The sequence below is a fragment of the Kutzneria sp. CA-103260 genome, assembly GCF_018263855.1.
In the GTDB taxonomy this organism is placed as follows: Bacteria; Actinomycetota; Actinomycetes; order Mycobacteriales; family Pseudonocardiaceae; genus Kutzneria.
The window spans coordinates 7653695-7669356 of the sequence record NZ_CP073318.1 but is presented as its reverse complement, the minus strand read 5'-3'; the positions used below and the strand labels follow the sequence as shown (position 1 = coordinate 7669356).

Sequence of the window (15662 nt, the reverse complement as noted above, 5' to 3'; positions counted from 1 at the left end):
GTGCGGATCCGCACTGACGACGAGGTCTACCGGGTCGACGCCGTCTGGCTCGGCCCGCCCAAGGCGACGTTCCCGTGGCGTGCCCGCTACGTGTCCTGGGGCATCGGCCTCGCCGTGTTCTTCCTCACCCTCACCGTCGAGCGGCGGATCGGGATCAGCTTCGGGTTCTTCAGCGTCGCGTGGGCGCTGGTGATCACGATCGCGATCACCCGACTGATCGGCTCGCGGATCAGCCACGAGCGCCCGCTGGGCGCGGTGGTGACCATGTGGCTGCGGGAACTGACCTCGCCCCGCCAGACCAGCACCGGCACCGGCGGCGCGGTCACCGCGACCCGGATCAAGGTCAACGGCCAGCGGCCGCAACCCAAGCCAGGCCGGCGGCAGCTGCCGCCGGCGCAGAACTCACCCGGCCGGCACGCGCAACAGCAACCACGTCGGCAGGCAGTCAGTCGTACCAGGGAGGTTCGCGGTGTTCGGACGCCGGCGAGACCGTGACAGCCGCTCGGTGCGGCACGTGGCGCAACATGCGGCAGCCGAGCTACCGGTCGACAGGACGGCGTACAGCACACGGGGGCGGCGGCTCCCCGGCGAGCAGTCCATCCCGAGCTACACCCCGAGCATCGCGGTCCGCAGCATCGACGGCCACCTGGTGCGCACCGGCCAGGACGTCTACGCCTGGTACCGGCTCGCGCCGCAGCGCTGGTCGTTCCGGTCCGACTCGCAGCGCCAGGACCTGATCGCGGCCATCGCCGGCCAGTACGCGGAGCTGCAGGGCCGCTGGATGCACCTGCGCGTGACGACCCGGCCGTACCCGATCCGGATGTGGGCCGAGGCCCACGTGCACAACGCGGTCAGCCGACTGCCCGACGCCCCCGGCGGGCTGTCCTTCGACGACTACATGATCGGCGAGCAGCAGCAGCTGATGGGCCGGTCGATGGCCGAGAAGGAGGTCTACCTCGGCGTCCAGGTGCAGGTCCGCAACGTGGTCGACCGGGCGGTCGAGCGGGCCGCCCCGGTGCTGCGCCGGGTCTTCCCGGCCGCCGTCGACGCCGAGCTGGTCGCCCTGGACAGCGAGGTCGAGTACCTCGACCAGGTGATCGGCTCGGCCGGTCTGGAGGGCCGTCCGGTCAGCGCGGACGAGATGTCCTGGCTGATGCACCGGTCGTGCTCGCTGGGCCTGCCGGCGCCGCGCAACATGCCGGCGGTGCCCACCGACACCTGGGAGCCGGAGGACCTGGCCAGCTTCACCGACGCGGCCGACTTCTACCAGGAGCCGTACTCGCCGACCGTCACCGTGCGCGGCCGCACCGGCTCCAACGCCGGCGTCGGGCGGCACGTCTGCGTGCTCACCGTGGGGCCCATGCACGGCCTGCAGATCCCCGAGATCGACGACCCGTGGGTGCAACGCGCCGACCGCCTGCCCGCGTCCGTGGAGTGGTCGGCCCGCATCTACGTCCGCCGGCCCGAGGAGGTCGGCGGCGAGTTGCAACGGCAGATGAACAAGGTGCGCTCGCAGGTCCGGCACTACACCGACGAGCACGACCTGGAGCCGCCGCAGTCACTGGTCCGGCAGGCCGGGCGGGTGCTGGAGATCGACGACGAGATGACCTCCGGCTTCACCGCGCTGGGCACCCGGGTGCGCTCGTGGTGGCGGCTGGCGGTGTCGGGCACCAGCCAGCGCGAGGCGCTGCGGCTGGCCCAGAACCTGCTGGAGCTGTACAAGCCGAAGGTCGCCATCGAGCACCCCGAGGCCCAGTACGCGATGGCCCGGGAGTTCATCCCGGGCGAGCCGCTGGCCTCGGCCGCCTACATGCGGCGCGGCTCGGTGGTGTGGGCGGCGTCCTCGGTGCCGACCGCGACCGCCGAGGTCGGCGACCGGCGGGGCATCCTGCTCGGCGAGACCTGCACCGCGACCCGGCGCCCGGTGGCGTGGGACCCGTGGATGGCGCAGGAGGTCCGCGACGGGTCCGGCCTGACAGCGATGGTCGCCGGCCTCGGTGGCGGCAAGTCGTTCCTCGGCGGCGGCATCGTCTACAAGACGTTGCGGTCCGGCGCGTACTGGACGGTGCTCGACCCGTCGGGCCCGCTGGCCGCGCTGTGCGAGCTGCCGGAGCTCAAGCCCTACGCGCGTCCGATCAACCTGCTCAACGCACAGCCCGGCATCCTCAACCCGTACCGGGTGGTGGCCGAGCCGCAGATCGAGCACTTCCTGGACGAGGAGGACCCGGAGCGGGCCTGGCGCCGGGAGAAGGCGCTGGCCGCGGCCACCCGGCGACGGCTGGTGCTGGACGTGCTGTCCGGCCTGCTGCCCTACGAGGTCGCCCGGCTGCCGCAGACCCGGATCGTGCTGCTGCGGGCCGTCCGCATGGTCGGCGGCCGCCCCGACGCGCACCCCGGCCTGGTGTTCGACGCGCTGCGGCGGGACGCCAGCGAGCACCACGAGCACGCGGTGGTCGTCGCCGACTTCCTGGACGAGATGCGCGAGCGCATGTCGCTGCTGATCCCGGAGGCCGGGGCCGACCCGTACGCCGAGGTCCGCGACGACCGGTTCACCGTGCTGACCATGGCCGGGCTGACCCTGCCCAAGGACGGCATCGGCCGTGAGCACTGGACCGACGCCGAGGCGCTGGGCGTGGAGATGCTCAACCTGGCGGCGTGGCTGACCCAGCGCTCGGTGTACGAGCGGCCCAAGGACACCCGCAAGGGTGTCTGGATCGACGAGGCGTTCTTCCTGTCCGAGGTGCCGACCGGCCGCGTGCTGATGAACCGGTTCGCCCGAGACTCCCGGAAGTGGAACGTCCGGGTCATGCTGTCCAGCCAGATCCCGGCCGACTTCCTCAAGATCCAGGGCTTCGTCGCGCTGCTCGACTCGGTCTTCGTCGGCCGGCTCGACGACGACGAGGCCCAGGCCGACGCGCTGCGCCTGCTCAAGGTGCCGGTCGGGGCCGGGTACGAGCAGGTCATCGCCAGCCTGGGCCGCCGGCCCGGCGCGCACCGCAACGGCACCGAGCGGGACACCGCGCCCCGGCAGTTCGTCTTCGGCGACGGCGCCGGCGGCGTGGAGCGGATCCGGATCGACTTCTCCGGGCCGCACCTGGACCCGCTGCGCAAGGCCATGGACACCACGCCGGACGCCCAGCGCGAGACCAACCGGGCGGTCGCCGAGCTGCCGGCCGTGCCCTCGCCCGAGGGGCTGGACGGCGGGCTGCCGCCGGAGTCGATCGAGCACGGCTACGACTCCTACGACGACGACCTGGCCGCCGAGCTGGAGGTCGGCCTGATCGACGAGGCCGACGTGCCGCAGACCCGGTCGGACCCGGAGACCCTGGTCCAGGTGCCGCCGCACCAGAGGGGTCAGCGGGAATGACCGCCTTCCTGCTCGTCCTGTCGGCCGCCACGCTGGTTCTCCTGGCGTGGCGGCTGCTCCGCCGGGCCAGACCACGGGGCCGGGCGGTGCTGGTGGTCGCGGCGATCCTGGCGATGCAGGCCCTCATCGGCGCGCCGGCCTTCGCCGCGCCGACCGACTGCGCCCCCAACCCCGAGCGCCCCGACCTGGGTCTGGTCGGGGCGTTGGACCCGTCCAACGAGCTCGGTGTGCACGGCCAGAACGGCTCCATCTACTACGACTACCGGTACGCCGGCCTGACCTGGCACACCTACGACCCGAACTGCGGCTCGATCACCGCCATCACCAGCTCCAACTCGGAGATCGACACCTGGTTCGGCAACCAGCTGTTCAACGTCTCCAAGGTCATCGTCGCGGCCACCAACGGCCTGCACTACGTGATCACCGGCAATCTGCTGGTGGGGCCGCTGGACAATCTGGTGGCCAGCGGCACGAAGGCGTTGTACAACGGCGTTTTCGCGCCATTGCTGGGTCTGGCGGCGCTGGGTTTGGGAATTCTGCTGTTCCGACAGATCTGGCGCGGTGATCTCGCCGCGATCAGCAAACGAACGATGTGGGCGCTGGCCGGACTCTGGCTGGCGTCGGCCGCGTATCTGACCCCCCTGGTCTACACCGAGGTGCTGAACAAGGTCCTCATCTTCGGCACCTCGGAGATCCAGGCCGGCTTCCTGAGCGAGGTCGGCCTGGGCGACAGCACCAACGCGCTGCCGACGATGCTGCACGACAACGTGGTGTACCGGAACTGGCTGCGCGGCGAGTTCGGGTCCCCGGACGCGCCGCAGGCCCAGCAGTTCGGCAAGGACCTGGTCGCGGCCCAGGCCTTCAGCATCAACGAGAAGAACCAGAACAAGGACTCCGACCCGAACAACACCACCGCCAAGAAGCAGCAGTACGTCGACATCCGAGGCAAGCTCGGCAATGCCACCGGCTATTTCGACGGCACCGACGGCAGCCGGATCGGCGACGGTTTCCTGGCGCTGTTCCAGGCGCTGGCCTTCTCGCTGTTCCAGTTGCTGGCCAAGGCGGCCATTCTGCTGGCGCAGGTGTTGTTGCGCATGGTGGTGCTGGCCGGTCCGCTGATCGGCCTGGCCTCGATCATCTTCCCCGAGCTGCTGCACAAGATCGGCCGGGCGGCCGGCGCGGCGCTGCTCAACGTGGTGGTCATCTCGGCCCTGGCCGGCCTGGACACCCTGGTGCTGACCTGGATCTTCGACCCGGCCCACGGCCTGCCGCTGCTGGCCCAGATCCTGCTGGCCGGGCTGGTCACGGTGGCGTTCTTCATGATCGGCAAGCCGGGCCGCCGGATGATGCAGATGGTGCAGCTGTCGGTCGGCGCGATGGGCTCCAACCTGGCCGGCGGCGGGCTGTGGTCGCGGATGCTGGGCCGCCGGGGCGGGGGAGCCACCCCGCAGGACGCATTCTGGGACCACGTCCGCGACGGCGAGCACCTCCCGCCGGAGATCGCCGCCGCGCAGCGCAACGGCCGGTACCGGCCCGAGGCCGTGCTGGCCACCGCGGAGCGGCTCGACGTCAACGGCAACGCGCTCACCGCCGGTAACACCCGGGCGTTGCAGTCGGGCGTCGGCGGCGCGTCCGCCTTGCCGGCGGGCGGTGGTGGCTTCAACGGGCCGATGGCGCTGTCGGCCGGGTCGTCACGGACCATCGACACCCCGCCGGTCGTGGACCGGAGCTGGGAGCGACGCGGCGAGGACGCCGTGATCGTGCCGTCGCAGGTGGTCAGCGGGCAGCGCCCGCAGACCGAGCCGCGCCGGGCCGAGGTCGAGGTCATCGCCGGCCGGCCGGTGCACATGATCTACCGCCCGTCACGGGGACTCGAGGTCGCCGAGAACGACGGACCGCAGCACGGCTGGGGCGAGAGGGGGTAACCGATGCCGATCCGCACCAACCGCGGCCGGTCCGCGGTGTATCGCAAGCTGTGGAGCTGGCCGCTGCGCTCGCCGCGGCACCTGGTCGTGTTCGTGATCATCATCGTCGCGCTCGGCATCGGGGTGGCGCTGGTCATCCCGCCGGCCCCGGCCAGCAAGAGCTCGGAGCAGACGCCGGGCGTCAGCACCAGCTCCGACGCCGACGGCTCGACCGGCTCGCCGGGCCAGTCCGCGCCGGGCGCCACGACCACGCCGGCCACCCGGCTGACCTCGCCGCTGCTCAGCCCGACGCCCGCGCCGCCGGCCCCGCAGGCCCTCGACGTGGCGCTGAAGTGGGTGACGGCGTGGGCCAAGCACCCGGCCGGCATCACCAGCCAGCAGTGGCTGGACCAGCTCAAGCCGTATACGACCGACGAGTTCCTGCCCCAGATGGCCACCGTGGACCCGGCCAACGTGCCGGCCAGCAAGGTCACCGGGGCGGCCGTGTCGGTGGACTCGACCACCAGCTCGGTGCTGGCCGACGTGCCCACCGACGGCGGCACGATCCAGGTCACGGTGATCACCACCCCGAACCAGGGATGGCGGGTCTCCAAGTACGACAAGGCCGGCTGACATGAGGATCTGGATCATCGTCGGGGTCGCGCTCGGCCTGGTGTGCGCCCTGGTCCTGGTCGTCGTGACGGTGACCACCGTGGTCAGCACCCAGCAGCAGGCGCTGAGCCTGTTCCGGATGGGCAGCTGCAACGCGGCGATCGGGCCGTGGGCCGACGCCACCGGCGACGCCGCCGCCGGCGAGGGCAAGGTGTCGCAGCTCAGCGTCGACCAGCGGGGCATCGCGGCCCAGATCATCAAGATCGGCAAGGACCGGCAGCTGCCGCCGCTGGCCTGGCAGATCGCCATCCAGGCCGGCATGCAGGAGTCCAGCCTGACCAACGTCACCCACGGCGACGCCGCCGGCCCGGACTCCCGCGGCATCTTCCAGATGCGGTTCACCATGGGCTGGGGCACCGAGGCCCAGCTGGAGGACCCGAACTACTCGATCAACAAGTTCTACGACGTGCTGACCAAGATCCCCAACTGGCAGCAGCTGCGCCCCGGCGACGCCGCCCAGACGGTGGAGCGCTCGGCCTTCCCGGACGCCTACGACAAGTGGGAGGCGATGGCCGCGGCCCTGATCAAGACGGTCGGCGACGTCGCCGACCCGTCCGGCTGCGGGCAGGCCGTGCAGGCCGCGGCGATGGTGCTGCCGGCCAACCAGGCGGCGGCCAAGGCCATCGCCTACGCCCAGCTGCAGCTGGGCAAGCCGTACATCTGGGGCGGCAACGGCCCGGTCGGCTACGACTGCTCCGGCCTGGTGCAGCAGGCCTACCTGACCGCCGGGATCCAGCTGCCCCGGGTCGCCGCCGACCAGTACCACGCCGGCGCGATGCTGCCGGTCGACCAGGCCCAGCCCGGCGACCTGGTCTTCCTCGCGACAGACAAGAGCAACCCTGCCACTATCCACCACGTGGCCATGTACCTCGGCAACCACCAGATCATCGAGGCCCAGGACTTCGGCATCCCGATCCACATCCGGCCGTTCAGCTTCACCGAGGCTGAGGTCGTCCCCCAGGCCGTACGGCCGGGCGTGTAGCAGGAGGCGCCATGAAATTCACGCCCGAGCCCATCCCGCGACCGGCTGGCCGTCCCGCGTCGAGCACGCCGCTACGCGACGTGCTGAACTCGACCAGCCAGGGCGTGGACGCCGGCTACGCGGTGGTGCCCCGGTCGTTGGCCGAGTCGATGCCGCTGCCGTGGCAGCAGCAGTTCGCGACCCTGCTGGCCGAGTTCCACCAGGCCTTCGCGCACCTGCAGTGGCCGGTTTACCGGGTGGTGCCGTCCCGCTACGAGCGGCTGGTCGACCTGGACGAGGAGCAGTTGGCCGAGGCCGGCTACCTGATGGAGATCGACTCCGACGGCGAGATCGTCTACCGCGGCCGCAACGGGGCCCCGGTCGACAACCCGGAGCAGACCACGGCGCTGGTCTCGGTGCTGGACCCGATCCCCAACAGCCGGCACGCCCGGGTCGAGCCGGCCGCCTCGGCCCAGCCGCCCACCGGCTATCCGGACCAGCCCAGGCCGGACCAGTCCAGACCGACGCCGCCCGGCGGCTTCCCCAACCAGCCCGGCCCGCCGGCCACTCCGCCTGGTGGCTTTCCGGCCCAGCCGGGTGCGGCCACCCCTCAGGGCCACCACCGCTACCCGTCGCCGCCGGAGAAGCCGTCCTGGTGACCGACGCGTGGCCGGGGAAACCACGAACCGGTAATTCGTTGTCTAAGGTTTGAAGTGTGGTGTCCAGGACGTTCACAACCAGTGGCGCCGGGCGGGACTTCGCTCCGATCCGGAGCGAGTTCGGGCTGCACGAGGAGTTCCCGGCGTCCGCGCTGGTGGAGGCCGAACAGGCCCTGGACGACGTCCGTGGCGGTCCCCGTCGGGACGCCACCGCGTTAGCCCTGGTCACGATCGATCCGCCGGGTTCCAAGGACCTCGACCAGGCCGTCCTGCTGGAACGCCGGCCGCGCGGCTACCGCGTCCACTACGCCATCGCCGACCTGGGCGGCTTCGTGCCGCCGGGCGGCGCGCTGGACCGGGAGGTCAAGCGGCGGGGGCAGACGCTCTACCTGCCGGACGGCACTGTGCCGCTGCATCCGCCGGTGCTGTCCGAGGGCGCGGCGAGTCTGCTGCCCGACCAGGTCCGGCCGTCGGTGCTGTGGACGATCGACCTCGACGCGGACGGCAATCCGGAGGGTGTTGTCGTCCAGCGGGCCGACGTTCGCTCGGTGGCCCGGCTCGACTACGAGTCCGTGCAGGCCAGCCTGGCCGAGGGAACGGCCCATCCGTCGATCACGCTGCTGCCCGAGATCGGCCGGCTGCGGCGGGCGATGGCGGCCGACCGGGGCGCCGTCGAGCTGCAGCTGCCCGAGCAGCAGGTCAGCCCGGCCGACGACGGCGAGTGGACCCTGAAGGTCCGGCTGAGGTCGGAGATCGAGGCCTGGAACGCGGAGATATCCCTGCTCACGGGCATGTGCGCGGCCCAGATCATGATCGACGCTCGGATCGGCGTGCTCCGCACCCTGCCGTCGGCCGACGTCGACGCCGTCTCCGTGTTGCAACGCGCCGCCACCGCGTCCCGCGTCGAATGGCCGGCCGGGGAGAGCCCGGCCCGGCTGCTGGCCGGCCTCGACCCGAACCGGCCCGAGTCGCTGGCGATGTACGTCGCCGCCACCCGGCTGCTGCGCGGCGCCGGCTACACCGCCTTCGACGGCACCGAGCCGGCCGTGACCTCGCACGCCGGCGTCGGCGCGCCGTACGCGCACGTCACGGCCCCGCTGCGGCGGCTGGTCGACCGGTTCGCCACCGAGTGCTGCCTGGCCAGCGTGGCCGGCGCCGAGGTCCCGGCCTGGGTTCGCGCCGCGCTGCCGGAACTGCCGCACTTGATGTCCGTCTCAGACTCATTGGCCGCGAAGGTCGAACGTGCTTGCCTCGACCAGGTGGAGGCCTGGGTGCTCGCCGACAGCGTCGGTGACGTCTTCGACGCCGTGGTGCTGCGGTCCGAGGCCAACAGCGGCGAGGTCTTCGTCGCCGAGCCGCCCGTGATGGCCAAGTGCAGCGGGGCCGAGCTCCCCGAAGGCGAACGGATCAGGGTGCGGCTCGTCGAGGCGGACACCGCGCGTCGCAAGGTGTCCTTCGAGAGGTTTTTCGGAGAAGAGGAAGATCGTGACTGAAATCGGTGACCTGACGGTCGGGGTGCTCGGCGGCACCGGTCCCCAGGGCAAAGGGCTGGCGTTCCGGTGGGCCAAGGCCGGCCTGAAGGTCGTCATCGGCTCGCGCAGCGCCGACCGGGCCGAGACCGCGGCCGCGGAGCTGCGGGAGCTCGCCGGGGTGGACAACGTCGCCGGCGCCGACAACCTGGAGACCGCTACCAAGGCCGACGTGGTGCTCGTCGCCGTGCCGTGGGACGGCCACGGCGACCTGCTGACCTCGCTGCGCGAGGCGCTGGCCGGCAAGATCGTGATCGACTGCGTCAACCCGCTCGGCTTCGACAAGCAGGGCCCGTTCGCGCTGAAGGTCGACGAGGGCAGCGCCGCCCAGCAGGCCGAGGCCCTGCTGCCGGACTCCCGCGTCACCGCCGCCTTCCACCACGTCTCGGCGGTGCACCTGGCCGACCCGGCCATCGAGGCCGTCGACACCGACGTCCTCGTGCTCGGCGACGACCGCGAGGCCACCGACCTGGTGCGCGCCCTGGCCGACACCGTCCCGGGCATGCGCGGCGTGTACGGCGGCCGGCTGCGCAACGCCGGCCAGGTCGAGGCGCTGACCGCCAACCTGATCGCCATCAACCGTCGGTACAAGGCCCACGCCGGCCTGCGCGTCACCGACATCTAAGGACGTGAAGGGCTGGCCTTAACGACGTTAAAGGCCAGCCCCTCGTCACATCAGTGGAACGAGTGTTCCGGGCCGGGGAAGGTGCGGCCACGGACCTCGGCGGCGAATTCACTGGCCGCGTTGCCCAGCACCGAGGCCAGGTCGGCGTACTGCTTCACGAAGCGGGGCATCTTGCCGCGTCGCATGCCAGCCATGTCGGTCCACACCAGGACCTGGGCGTCGCAGTCGGGGCCAGCGCCGATGCCCACGGTCGGGATCCGCAGCTCGTGGGTCACCCGCTTGGCCACCTCGGCGGTCACCATCTCCAGCACCACGGCGAACGCCCCGGCCTGCTCCAACGCCACCGCGTCGGCCAGGACGTCGTCGCCCTTCTCGTCCCGGCCCTGCACCCGGTAGCCGCCGAGCTGGTGCTCGCTCTGCGGGGTGAACCCGATGTGGCCCATCACCGGAATTCCGGCCGCCACGATCGCCTCCACGTGCGGGGCGAACCGCCGCCCGCCCTCCAGCTTCACGGCGTGCGCCCGGCCCTCCTTCATGAACCGGACCGCGGTGGCCACGGCCTGCTCCACCGACACCTGGTAGGAGCCGAACGGCAGGTCGGCGACCACGAGGGAGTGCTTCACCGCCCGCGTCACGCCCCGGGTGAGGAACAGCAGCTCGTCCACGGTCACCGGCAGCGAGGTGTCGTAGCCGTAGACGTTGTTGGCCGCGGAGTCGCCGACCAGCAGCACCGGGATGCCGGCCTCGTCGAACAGCCCGGCCGAGTACATGTCGTAGGCAGTGAGCATGGGCCACGGCTCGCCGCGGTCCTTCAGCTCCTGCAGGTGGTGGATGCGGACCTTGCGTGCCGGCTTCTGGCTGGCCCCGTTGCCGTACGGCGCCGTGATTTCGGCAGACGTCATTGTCCCGACCGTCCTTCCCTCAAGGCCCGCGATCAGCGGGTCCCTGGGTGTTGTGGATGGGTACGGGCCAAGGGTGACACCCTGCGGCGGTCTCAGCCGCACGGTGCGAGGAGCTTCACACCAAGGCTTCGGTGTGCTCCCGCCAGCCGTTGGTGATCGGCAGCCGCCGGTCCCGGCCGAAGGCCTTGAGACTGATCTTGGTGCCCGGCGGGTACTGCCGGCGCTTGTACTCGGCCCGGTCCACCATCAGCAGCACCCGCTCGATCAGCTCCGGGTCGAAGCCGCCGGCCAGCAGGTCGTCGTAGCCGCGGTCGCCCTCCACGTACTGGTCGAGCACCCGGTCCAGCAGCTCGTAGTCGGGCAGCGAGTCGGTGTCGACCTGGCCCGGCCGCAGCTCGGCCGACGGCGGCTTGGTGATCGAGTTCTCCGGGATCGGCGGGGCCTCGCCGCGCCGCAGGGCCTCGGCGTTGCGCCACCGGGCCAGCTCCCACACCAGCGTCTTGGGCACGTCCTTGATCGGCGCGAAGCCGCCGACGGCGTCGCCGTAGATGGTGGAGTAGCCCACCGCCAGCTCGGTCTTGTTGCCGGTGGCCAGCACCAGGTGCCCGTCGGCGTTGGACCGGGCCATCAGCAGCATGCCCCGGCACCGGGCCTGGATGTTCTCCTCGGCCAGGCCGGTCAGCCCGAGCTGGTCCACGTACACCTTGACCATGTCGCCGATCGGCTGCGTCTCGTAGTGCAGGCCGGTCAGCTCGGCGGTCAGGGCCGCGTCCGAGCGGGAGTGCTCCGACGAGTACGACGACGGCATCGACACGCCGTACACGGAGTCCGCGCCGAGCGCGTCCACGGCGATGGACGCCACGACCGCCGAGTCGATACCGCCGGACAGGCCCAGGATCACCGACCGGAAGCCGTTCTTGTGCACGTAGTCGCGCAGGCCGGTGACCAGCGCGCCCCACACCTCGGCGCAGTCCGACAGCGGCGTGGCCGGGGCCGGCGCGGGCAGCGGCTCGTAGCCGGGCAGCTCCGCCGACTCCAACGTCACCCGGGTCACCTCGAAGCCGTCGATCGGCTCCACCGACGTGCCCTCGCCGGCCGGCAGGTCGAGGTCCAGCACCAGCAGGTGCTCCACGAACTGCGGGGCCCGGGCCAGCAGGTTGCCCTTGGTGTCGATGACCAGCGAGTCGCCGTCAAACACCAGCTCGTCCTGGCCGCCGACCATGTTGACGTAGGCGATGGGCGCGCCGGCCTCGGCGGCCCGCTTGGCCACCAGCTCGGCCCGCACGTCGTCCTTGTTCCGCTCGTACGGCGAGCCGTTGACGCAGACGACCAGGTCCACCGCCGCCTGGCCCAGTGCGGCGATCGGCCCGCCGTCCTGCCAGATGTCCTCGCAGATGACGAACCCGATGTCGGCGCCGTGCAGGCGCACGATCGGCAGCTTGCTGCCCGGCACGAAGTAGCGGTACTCGTCGAAGACGCCGTAGTTGGGCAGGTGGTGCTTGGCGTAGCGGGCGACGACCTGGCCCCGGTGGATGACCGCGGCGGCGTTGCGCACGCCGGCCTCGTCGCGGTCCAGGTAGCCGACGACGGCCAGCACCTCGCCGCAGCCGATGTCGGCCAGCCGCTCGGCCAACTCGTCGACGGTCGCGCGGGACGCGGCCGCGAACGACTTGCGCAGCGCCAGGTCCTCGACCGGGTAGCCGGTCAGCACCATCTCCGGGAAGGCCACCACGTGCGCGCCGGACTCGGCGGCCTTGCGGGTCCACTCGGCCACCAGGTCGGCGTTGCCGGCCAGGTCGCCTACCCGGGGATTGACCTGAGCGAGTGCGATGCGCAGCTGCGGCATGTGCCCATCCTCCACCACACCGGTGACAACCGGACGAATTCTGTGGCGCAAGGATCACCCGCCGGTCGCCGCCGTCGCGGATCTTTCCCTCGATCGGAGGCCGGTAGATGGCACGATCGACGAGTGCGCCCTCGTCGTTCTCACCTCCTGCCGTACGTAGTGCTACTCGCCGTGACCGCCCTGGCGGCCGGTGGCTGCACCGCCGTCTTCGGTGGCCAGCCCGAGGCGGGCGTCACCTTCGAGAAGGCGGGGCCGGCCGGTTCGGTGCCGGCCGGGCTGGAGAAGTTCTACGGCCAGCAGCTCGGCTGGGGCTCCTGCGACAGCTACGCGACGTCCGAGCAGGACAAGAAGACGTTCGCGGCCAGCCCGGACCTCAAGTGCGCGCGGCTCACGGTCCCGCTGGACTACGCCAAGCCGGACGGCAGGACGATCACGCTGGGCCTGCTCCGCCGCAAGGCCACCGACCCGAGCCAGCGCATCGGCTCGCTGCTCATCAACCCCGGCGGCCCCGGCGCCTCCGGCATCAGCGCCGCCGCGTCACTGTCCTCCGCCGTGGCCGGCAACGACCTCGGCAAGCGCTTCGACCTGGTCGGCTTCGATCCTCGGGGTATCGGCTCCAGCGAGCCGGCCGTGCACTGCCTCACCGACGCGGAGCGGGACAAGCAGCGCGCCGACGACATCGAGGACACCTCGGCCGCCGGCGTGGCCAAGGAAGTGGCGCAGCTCAAGGACTACACCGCCAAGTGCGCCCAGCGCAGCGGCGCCGACCTGCTGGCCAACGTCGGCACCCGCGACGTCGCCAAGGACCTCGACGTGATGCGCTCGGCCTTGGGGGACAAGAAACTCAGCTACCTCGGCTTCTCGTACGGAACCTTCCTCGGCACCACCTACGCCGAGCAGTTCCCGGCCAACGTGCGGGCGCTGGTGCTCGACGGCGCCGTCGACCCGACGCAGAGCCCCACCGACGCCGAGGTGGCCCAGTCGGCCGGCTTCCAGAAGGCCTTCGACCAGTTCGCGGCCTGGTGCGTGCAGCGCCAGGACTGCGCCCTGGGCAAGGACGCCGGCAAGGCCGTGCAGGCCTACCACGACCTGGTGGTCCCGCTGATCAACCACCCGGTGGACACCGGCGACAACCGCAAGCTCACCTTCGCCGACGCCACCACCGCGACCATCCAGGCGCTCTACACCCAGCAGCTGTGGGAGACCCTGAACAGCGGCCTGGTGCAACTCAAGCGGGGCCTCGGCCTGACCCTGATGGCCATGGCCGACCTGTACGACGGCCGCGGCGAGGACGGCAAGTACTCCAACGAGCAGGACGCCTTCACGGCCATCCAGTGCGTGGACAATCCCCAGTCCAACGACCAGGCCGCCGAGCTCGACGCCGAGCGCCGCTCCACCGCGGCCGCCCCTTTCCTGGACAACGGCCAGCCGATGCCGACCTCGGCGGCCGGCGACGCCTGCGCCTACTGGCCGGTGCCGAACACCAGCCAGCCGCATCTGCCGCAGGTCAGCGGCCTGCCCGCGACCCTGGTGGTCTCCACGACCAACGACCCGGCCACCCCGTACCAGGCGGGCGTCAACCTGGCCCACGCCCTAGGGGGTTTTCTCCTCACGTACCAGAGCACTCAGCACACCGCGTTCCTGCAGGGCAGCGAGTGCGTGGACCAGGTCGGCGTGGACTACCTGGTGAATCTGAAGCTGCCGGCGGCCGACCCACGGTGTTCATCCTGAGTGGGCTCCGTCCTGACGGGTCGGCCACCGCGCGACTGTCCTATGTGGTCGGTGCGGTCTCGGCGGTCCTGCCGAACTGGATTCCCTTGGCCTCCTTGCCGAAGAACGTGAGCACGGCCAGGATCGCCAGCACCGGCATCACCGTGACGGTCAGCGCGAACGGATAGCCGTGGCTGGCGGCCAGCGACTCCTGGATTGGCAGGTTGAACGCGGCCAGGCAGTTGCCGAGCTGGTAGGTCACGCCGGGGTAGAAGCCGCGGATGGCGTCCGGCGACATCTCCGTGAGGTGCGCGGGGATGACGCCCCAGGCCCCCTGGACGGCGACCTGCATCAGGAAGGAGCCCAGACAGAGCAGGGCCGCGGTCTGGGAGAACGCGAACAGCGGCACGATCGGCAGCCCGATCACCGCGCAGAACACGATCGTGTAGCGCCGGCCGAAGCGTTCGGACAGCGAGCCGAACACGACGCCGCCGATCATCGCGCCGACGTTGTAGATGATGGCGATCCAGCTCGCGGTGGTGGCCGACAGCCCGGCGCCGCCGTTCTCGGTGGCCTTGAGGAAGGTCGGGTACACGTCCTGGGTGCCGTGGCTCATCCAGTTGAACGCGGTCATCAACAGCACCAGGTAGACGAACCGACGCAGCACCGGCCCGGTGAAGATGACCGTGCGCAGGGAGGTGTTGTGCGCCTTCAGCTTCTCCCGGGTGGTCTGCCAGACCTCGGACTCCTTGACCCGGGCCCGGATGAGCAGGCTGATCAGGGCCGGGATGATGCTGAGCGCGAACAGCCAGCGCCACGACAGGCCGGCCCAGCCGTGCAGCACCAGGTAGGCCAGCGAGGCCGCCAGGTAGCCCATCGAGTAGCCCTGCTGGAGCACGCCGGAGAAGAAGCCGCGCCGGTTGGCCGGCAGCTTCTCCATGGCCAGCGCCGCGCCCAGGCCCCACTCGCCGCCCATGCCGATGCCGTACAGCAGGCGCAGGATCAGCAGCACGGTGTAGTTGGGCGCGAAGGCACAGAGGAAGCCGACGACCGAGTAGAAGATCACGTCGGTCATCAGCGGGATCCGCCGGCCGACCCGGTCGGCCCACAGTCCGAACAGGAACGCGCCGACCGGCCGCATGATCAGCGTGACCGTGGTCAGGAAGGCCATGTCGGTCAGCGACACGCCGAACTCCTTGCCGATGTCGGCGTAGACCAACACCACCAGGAAGTAGTCGAAGGCGTCCATGGACCAGCCGAGCAGGGCGGCGGTGAAGGAGTTGCGTTGGTCCGAAGTGAGACGTTCCCGGGGTGCCGTGGCACTGCCTGTCATGTCTGCCCCTCCCTGGATCTGAGGATCCGATCCGTGACTGACGGCGTTGGTACGTCGTACTCGCTGCGCTGTGCGTGGGCAACCGCACGCGGTGTCATCGGCCGCCCTGGCCCCCCCGAAACATGCTGTTAACGAAGGCTGCCTACGCTGCGCT

Annotated in this window: 12 protein-coding genes; 9 read left to right on the top strand and 3 right to left on the bottom strand. The window is 71.1% G+C overall.

The window, feature by feature from the left end:
• The 8 genes from JJ691_RS33555 to npdG are packed head-to-tail and all read left to right on the top strand — an operon-like array spanning nt 1 to nt 9717.
• Entirely contained in the window at nt 1-495 is a 495-nt protein-coding gene (locus JJ691_RS33555; RefSeq protein ID WP_211763580.1) for a hypothetical protein, read from the top strand.
• Entirely contained in the window at nt 470-3367 is a 2898-nt protein-coding gene (locus tag JJ691_RS33550; RefSeq protein WP_211763579.1) for an ATP-binding protein, read from the top strand. The genes JJ691_RS33555 and JJ691_RS33550 overlap by 26 nt, the downstream gene beginning before the upstream one ends.
• Nucleotides 3364-5292 carry a hypothetical protein gene (locus JJ691_RS33545; RefSeq protein WP_211763578.1) on the top strand — a complete coding sequence of 643 codons (1929 nt, stop codon included), beginning with the start codon at nt 3364-3366 and terminating at the stop codon, nt 5290-5292. Before JJ691_RS33550 ends, JJ691_RS33545 begins: the two co-directional genes overlap by 4 nt.
• A 3-nt stretch (nt 5293-5295) precedes the next feature.
• Nucleotides 5296-5904, top strand: a complete 609-nt coding sequence (locus JJ691_RS33540) for a hypothetical protein (RefSeq protein ID WP_211763577.1) — start codon at nt 5296-5298, stop codon at nt 5902-5904.
• Nucleotide 5905: 1 nt separating this feature from the next.
• The gene (locus JJ691_RS33535) at nt 5906-6925 is read left to right on the top strand and encodes a C40 family peptidase (RefSeq protein ID WP_211763576.1); all 1020 of its coding nucleotides are present in this window, start codon (nt 5906-5908) and stop codon (nt 6923-6925) included.
• A gap of 11 nt (nt 6926-6936) precedes the next feature.
• Nucleotides 6937-7563 (top strand): hypothetical protein, encoded by a 627-nt coding sequence (locus JJ691_RS52620; RefSeq protein WP_249227180.1) that lies wholly within the window; start codon nt 6937-6939, stop codon nt 7561-7563.
• A gap of 59 nt (nt 7564-7622) precedes the next feature.
• Nucleotides 7623-9056: an RNB domain-containing ribonuclease gene (locus JJ691_RS33525; RefSeq protein ID WP_442912493.1), complete on the top strand. Its 1434-nt coding sequence runs from the start codon at nt 7623-7625 to the stop codon at nt 9054-9056.
• The gene (gene npdG, locus JJ691_RS33520) at nt 9049-9717 is read left to right on the top strand and encodes an NADPH-dependent F420 reductase (RefSeq protein WP_211763574.1); all 669 of its coding nucleotides are present in this window, start codon (nt 9049-9051) and stop codon (nt 9715-9717) included. Before JJ691_RS33525 ends, npdG begins: the two co-directional genes overlap by 8 nt.
• Nucleotides 9718-9767: 50 nt before the next feature.
• On the opposite strand, the gene panB is transcribed toward npdG, so the two are convergent.
• On the bottom strand, nt 9768-10619 hold the full coding sequence (gene panB / locus JJ691_RS33515) for a 3-methyl-2-oxobutanoate hydroxymethyltransferase (RefSeq protein ID WP_211763573.1): 852 nt from the start codon (nt 10617-10619) through the stop codon (nt 9768-9770).
• Nucleotides 10620-10734: 115 nt separating this feature from the next.
• Complete coding sequence (locus tag JJ691_RS33510; protein WP_211763572.1) at nt 10735-12465, bottom strand: NAD+ synthase; 1731 nt, start codon at nt 12463-12465, stop codon at nt 10735-10737.
• A 171-nt stretch (nt 12466-12636) separates the two neighbouring features.
• On the opposite strand from JJ691_RS33510, the gene JJ691_RS33505 reads away from it, so the two are divergent.
• Nucleotides 12637-14196: an alpha/beta hydrolase gene (locus JJ691_RS33505; RefSeq protein WP_442912492.1), complete on the top strand. Its 1560-nt coding sequence runs from the start codon at nt 12637-12639 to the stop codon at nt 14194-14196.
• A 40-nt stretch (nt 14197-14236) separates the two neighbouring features.
• On the opposite strand, the gene JJ691_RS33500 is transcribed toward JJ691_RS33505, so the two are convergent.
• Nucleotides 14237-15508: an MFS transporter gene (locus tag JJ691_RS33500; protein WP_211763570.1), complete on the bottom strand. Its 1272-nt coding sequence runs from the start codon at nt 15506-15508 to the stop codon at nt 14237-14239.
• Nucleotides 15509-15662 lie beyond the last annotated feature (154 nt).

Excerpts from the sequence above, each read along its gene's own strand:
- JJ691_RS33545 (WP_211763578.1), top strand. The coding sequence starts at position 3,364 with ATGACCGCCTTCCTGCTCGTCCTGTCGGCCGCCACGCTGGTTCTCCTG.
- JJ691_RS33540 (WP_211763577.1), top strand. The coding sequence starts at position 5,296 with ATGCCGATCCGCACCAACCGCGGCCGGTCCGCGGTGTATCGCAAGCTG.
- JJ691_RS33535 (WP_211763576.1), top strand. The coding sequence starts at position 5,906 with ATGAGGATCTGGATCATCGTCGGGGTCGCGCTCGGCCTGGTGTGCGCC.
- JJ691_RS52620 (WP_249227180.1), top strand. The coding sequence starts at position 6,937 with ATGAAATTCACGCCCGAGCCCATCCCGCGACCGGCTGGCCGTCCCGCG.
- panB (WP_211763573.1), bottom strand. The coding sequence starts at position 10,619 with ATGACGTCTGCCGAAATCACGGCGCCGTACGGCAACGGGGCCAGCCAG.
- JJ691_RS33510 (WP_211763572.1), bottom strand. The coding sequence starts at position 12,465 with ATGCCGCAGCTGCGCATCGCACTCGCTCAGGTCAATCCCCGGGTAGGC.
- JJ691_RS33500 (WP_211763570.1), bottom strand. The coding sequence starts at position 15,508 with ATGACAGGCAGTGCCACGGCACCCCGGGAACGTCTCACTTCGGACCAA.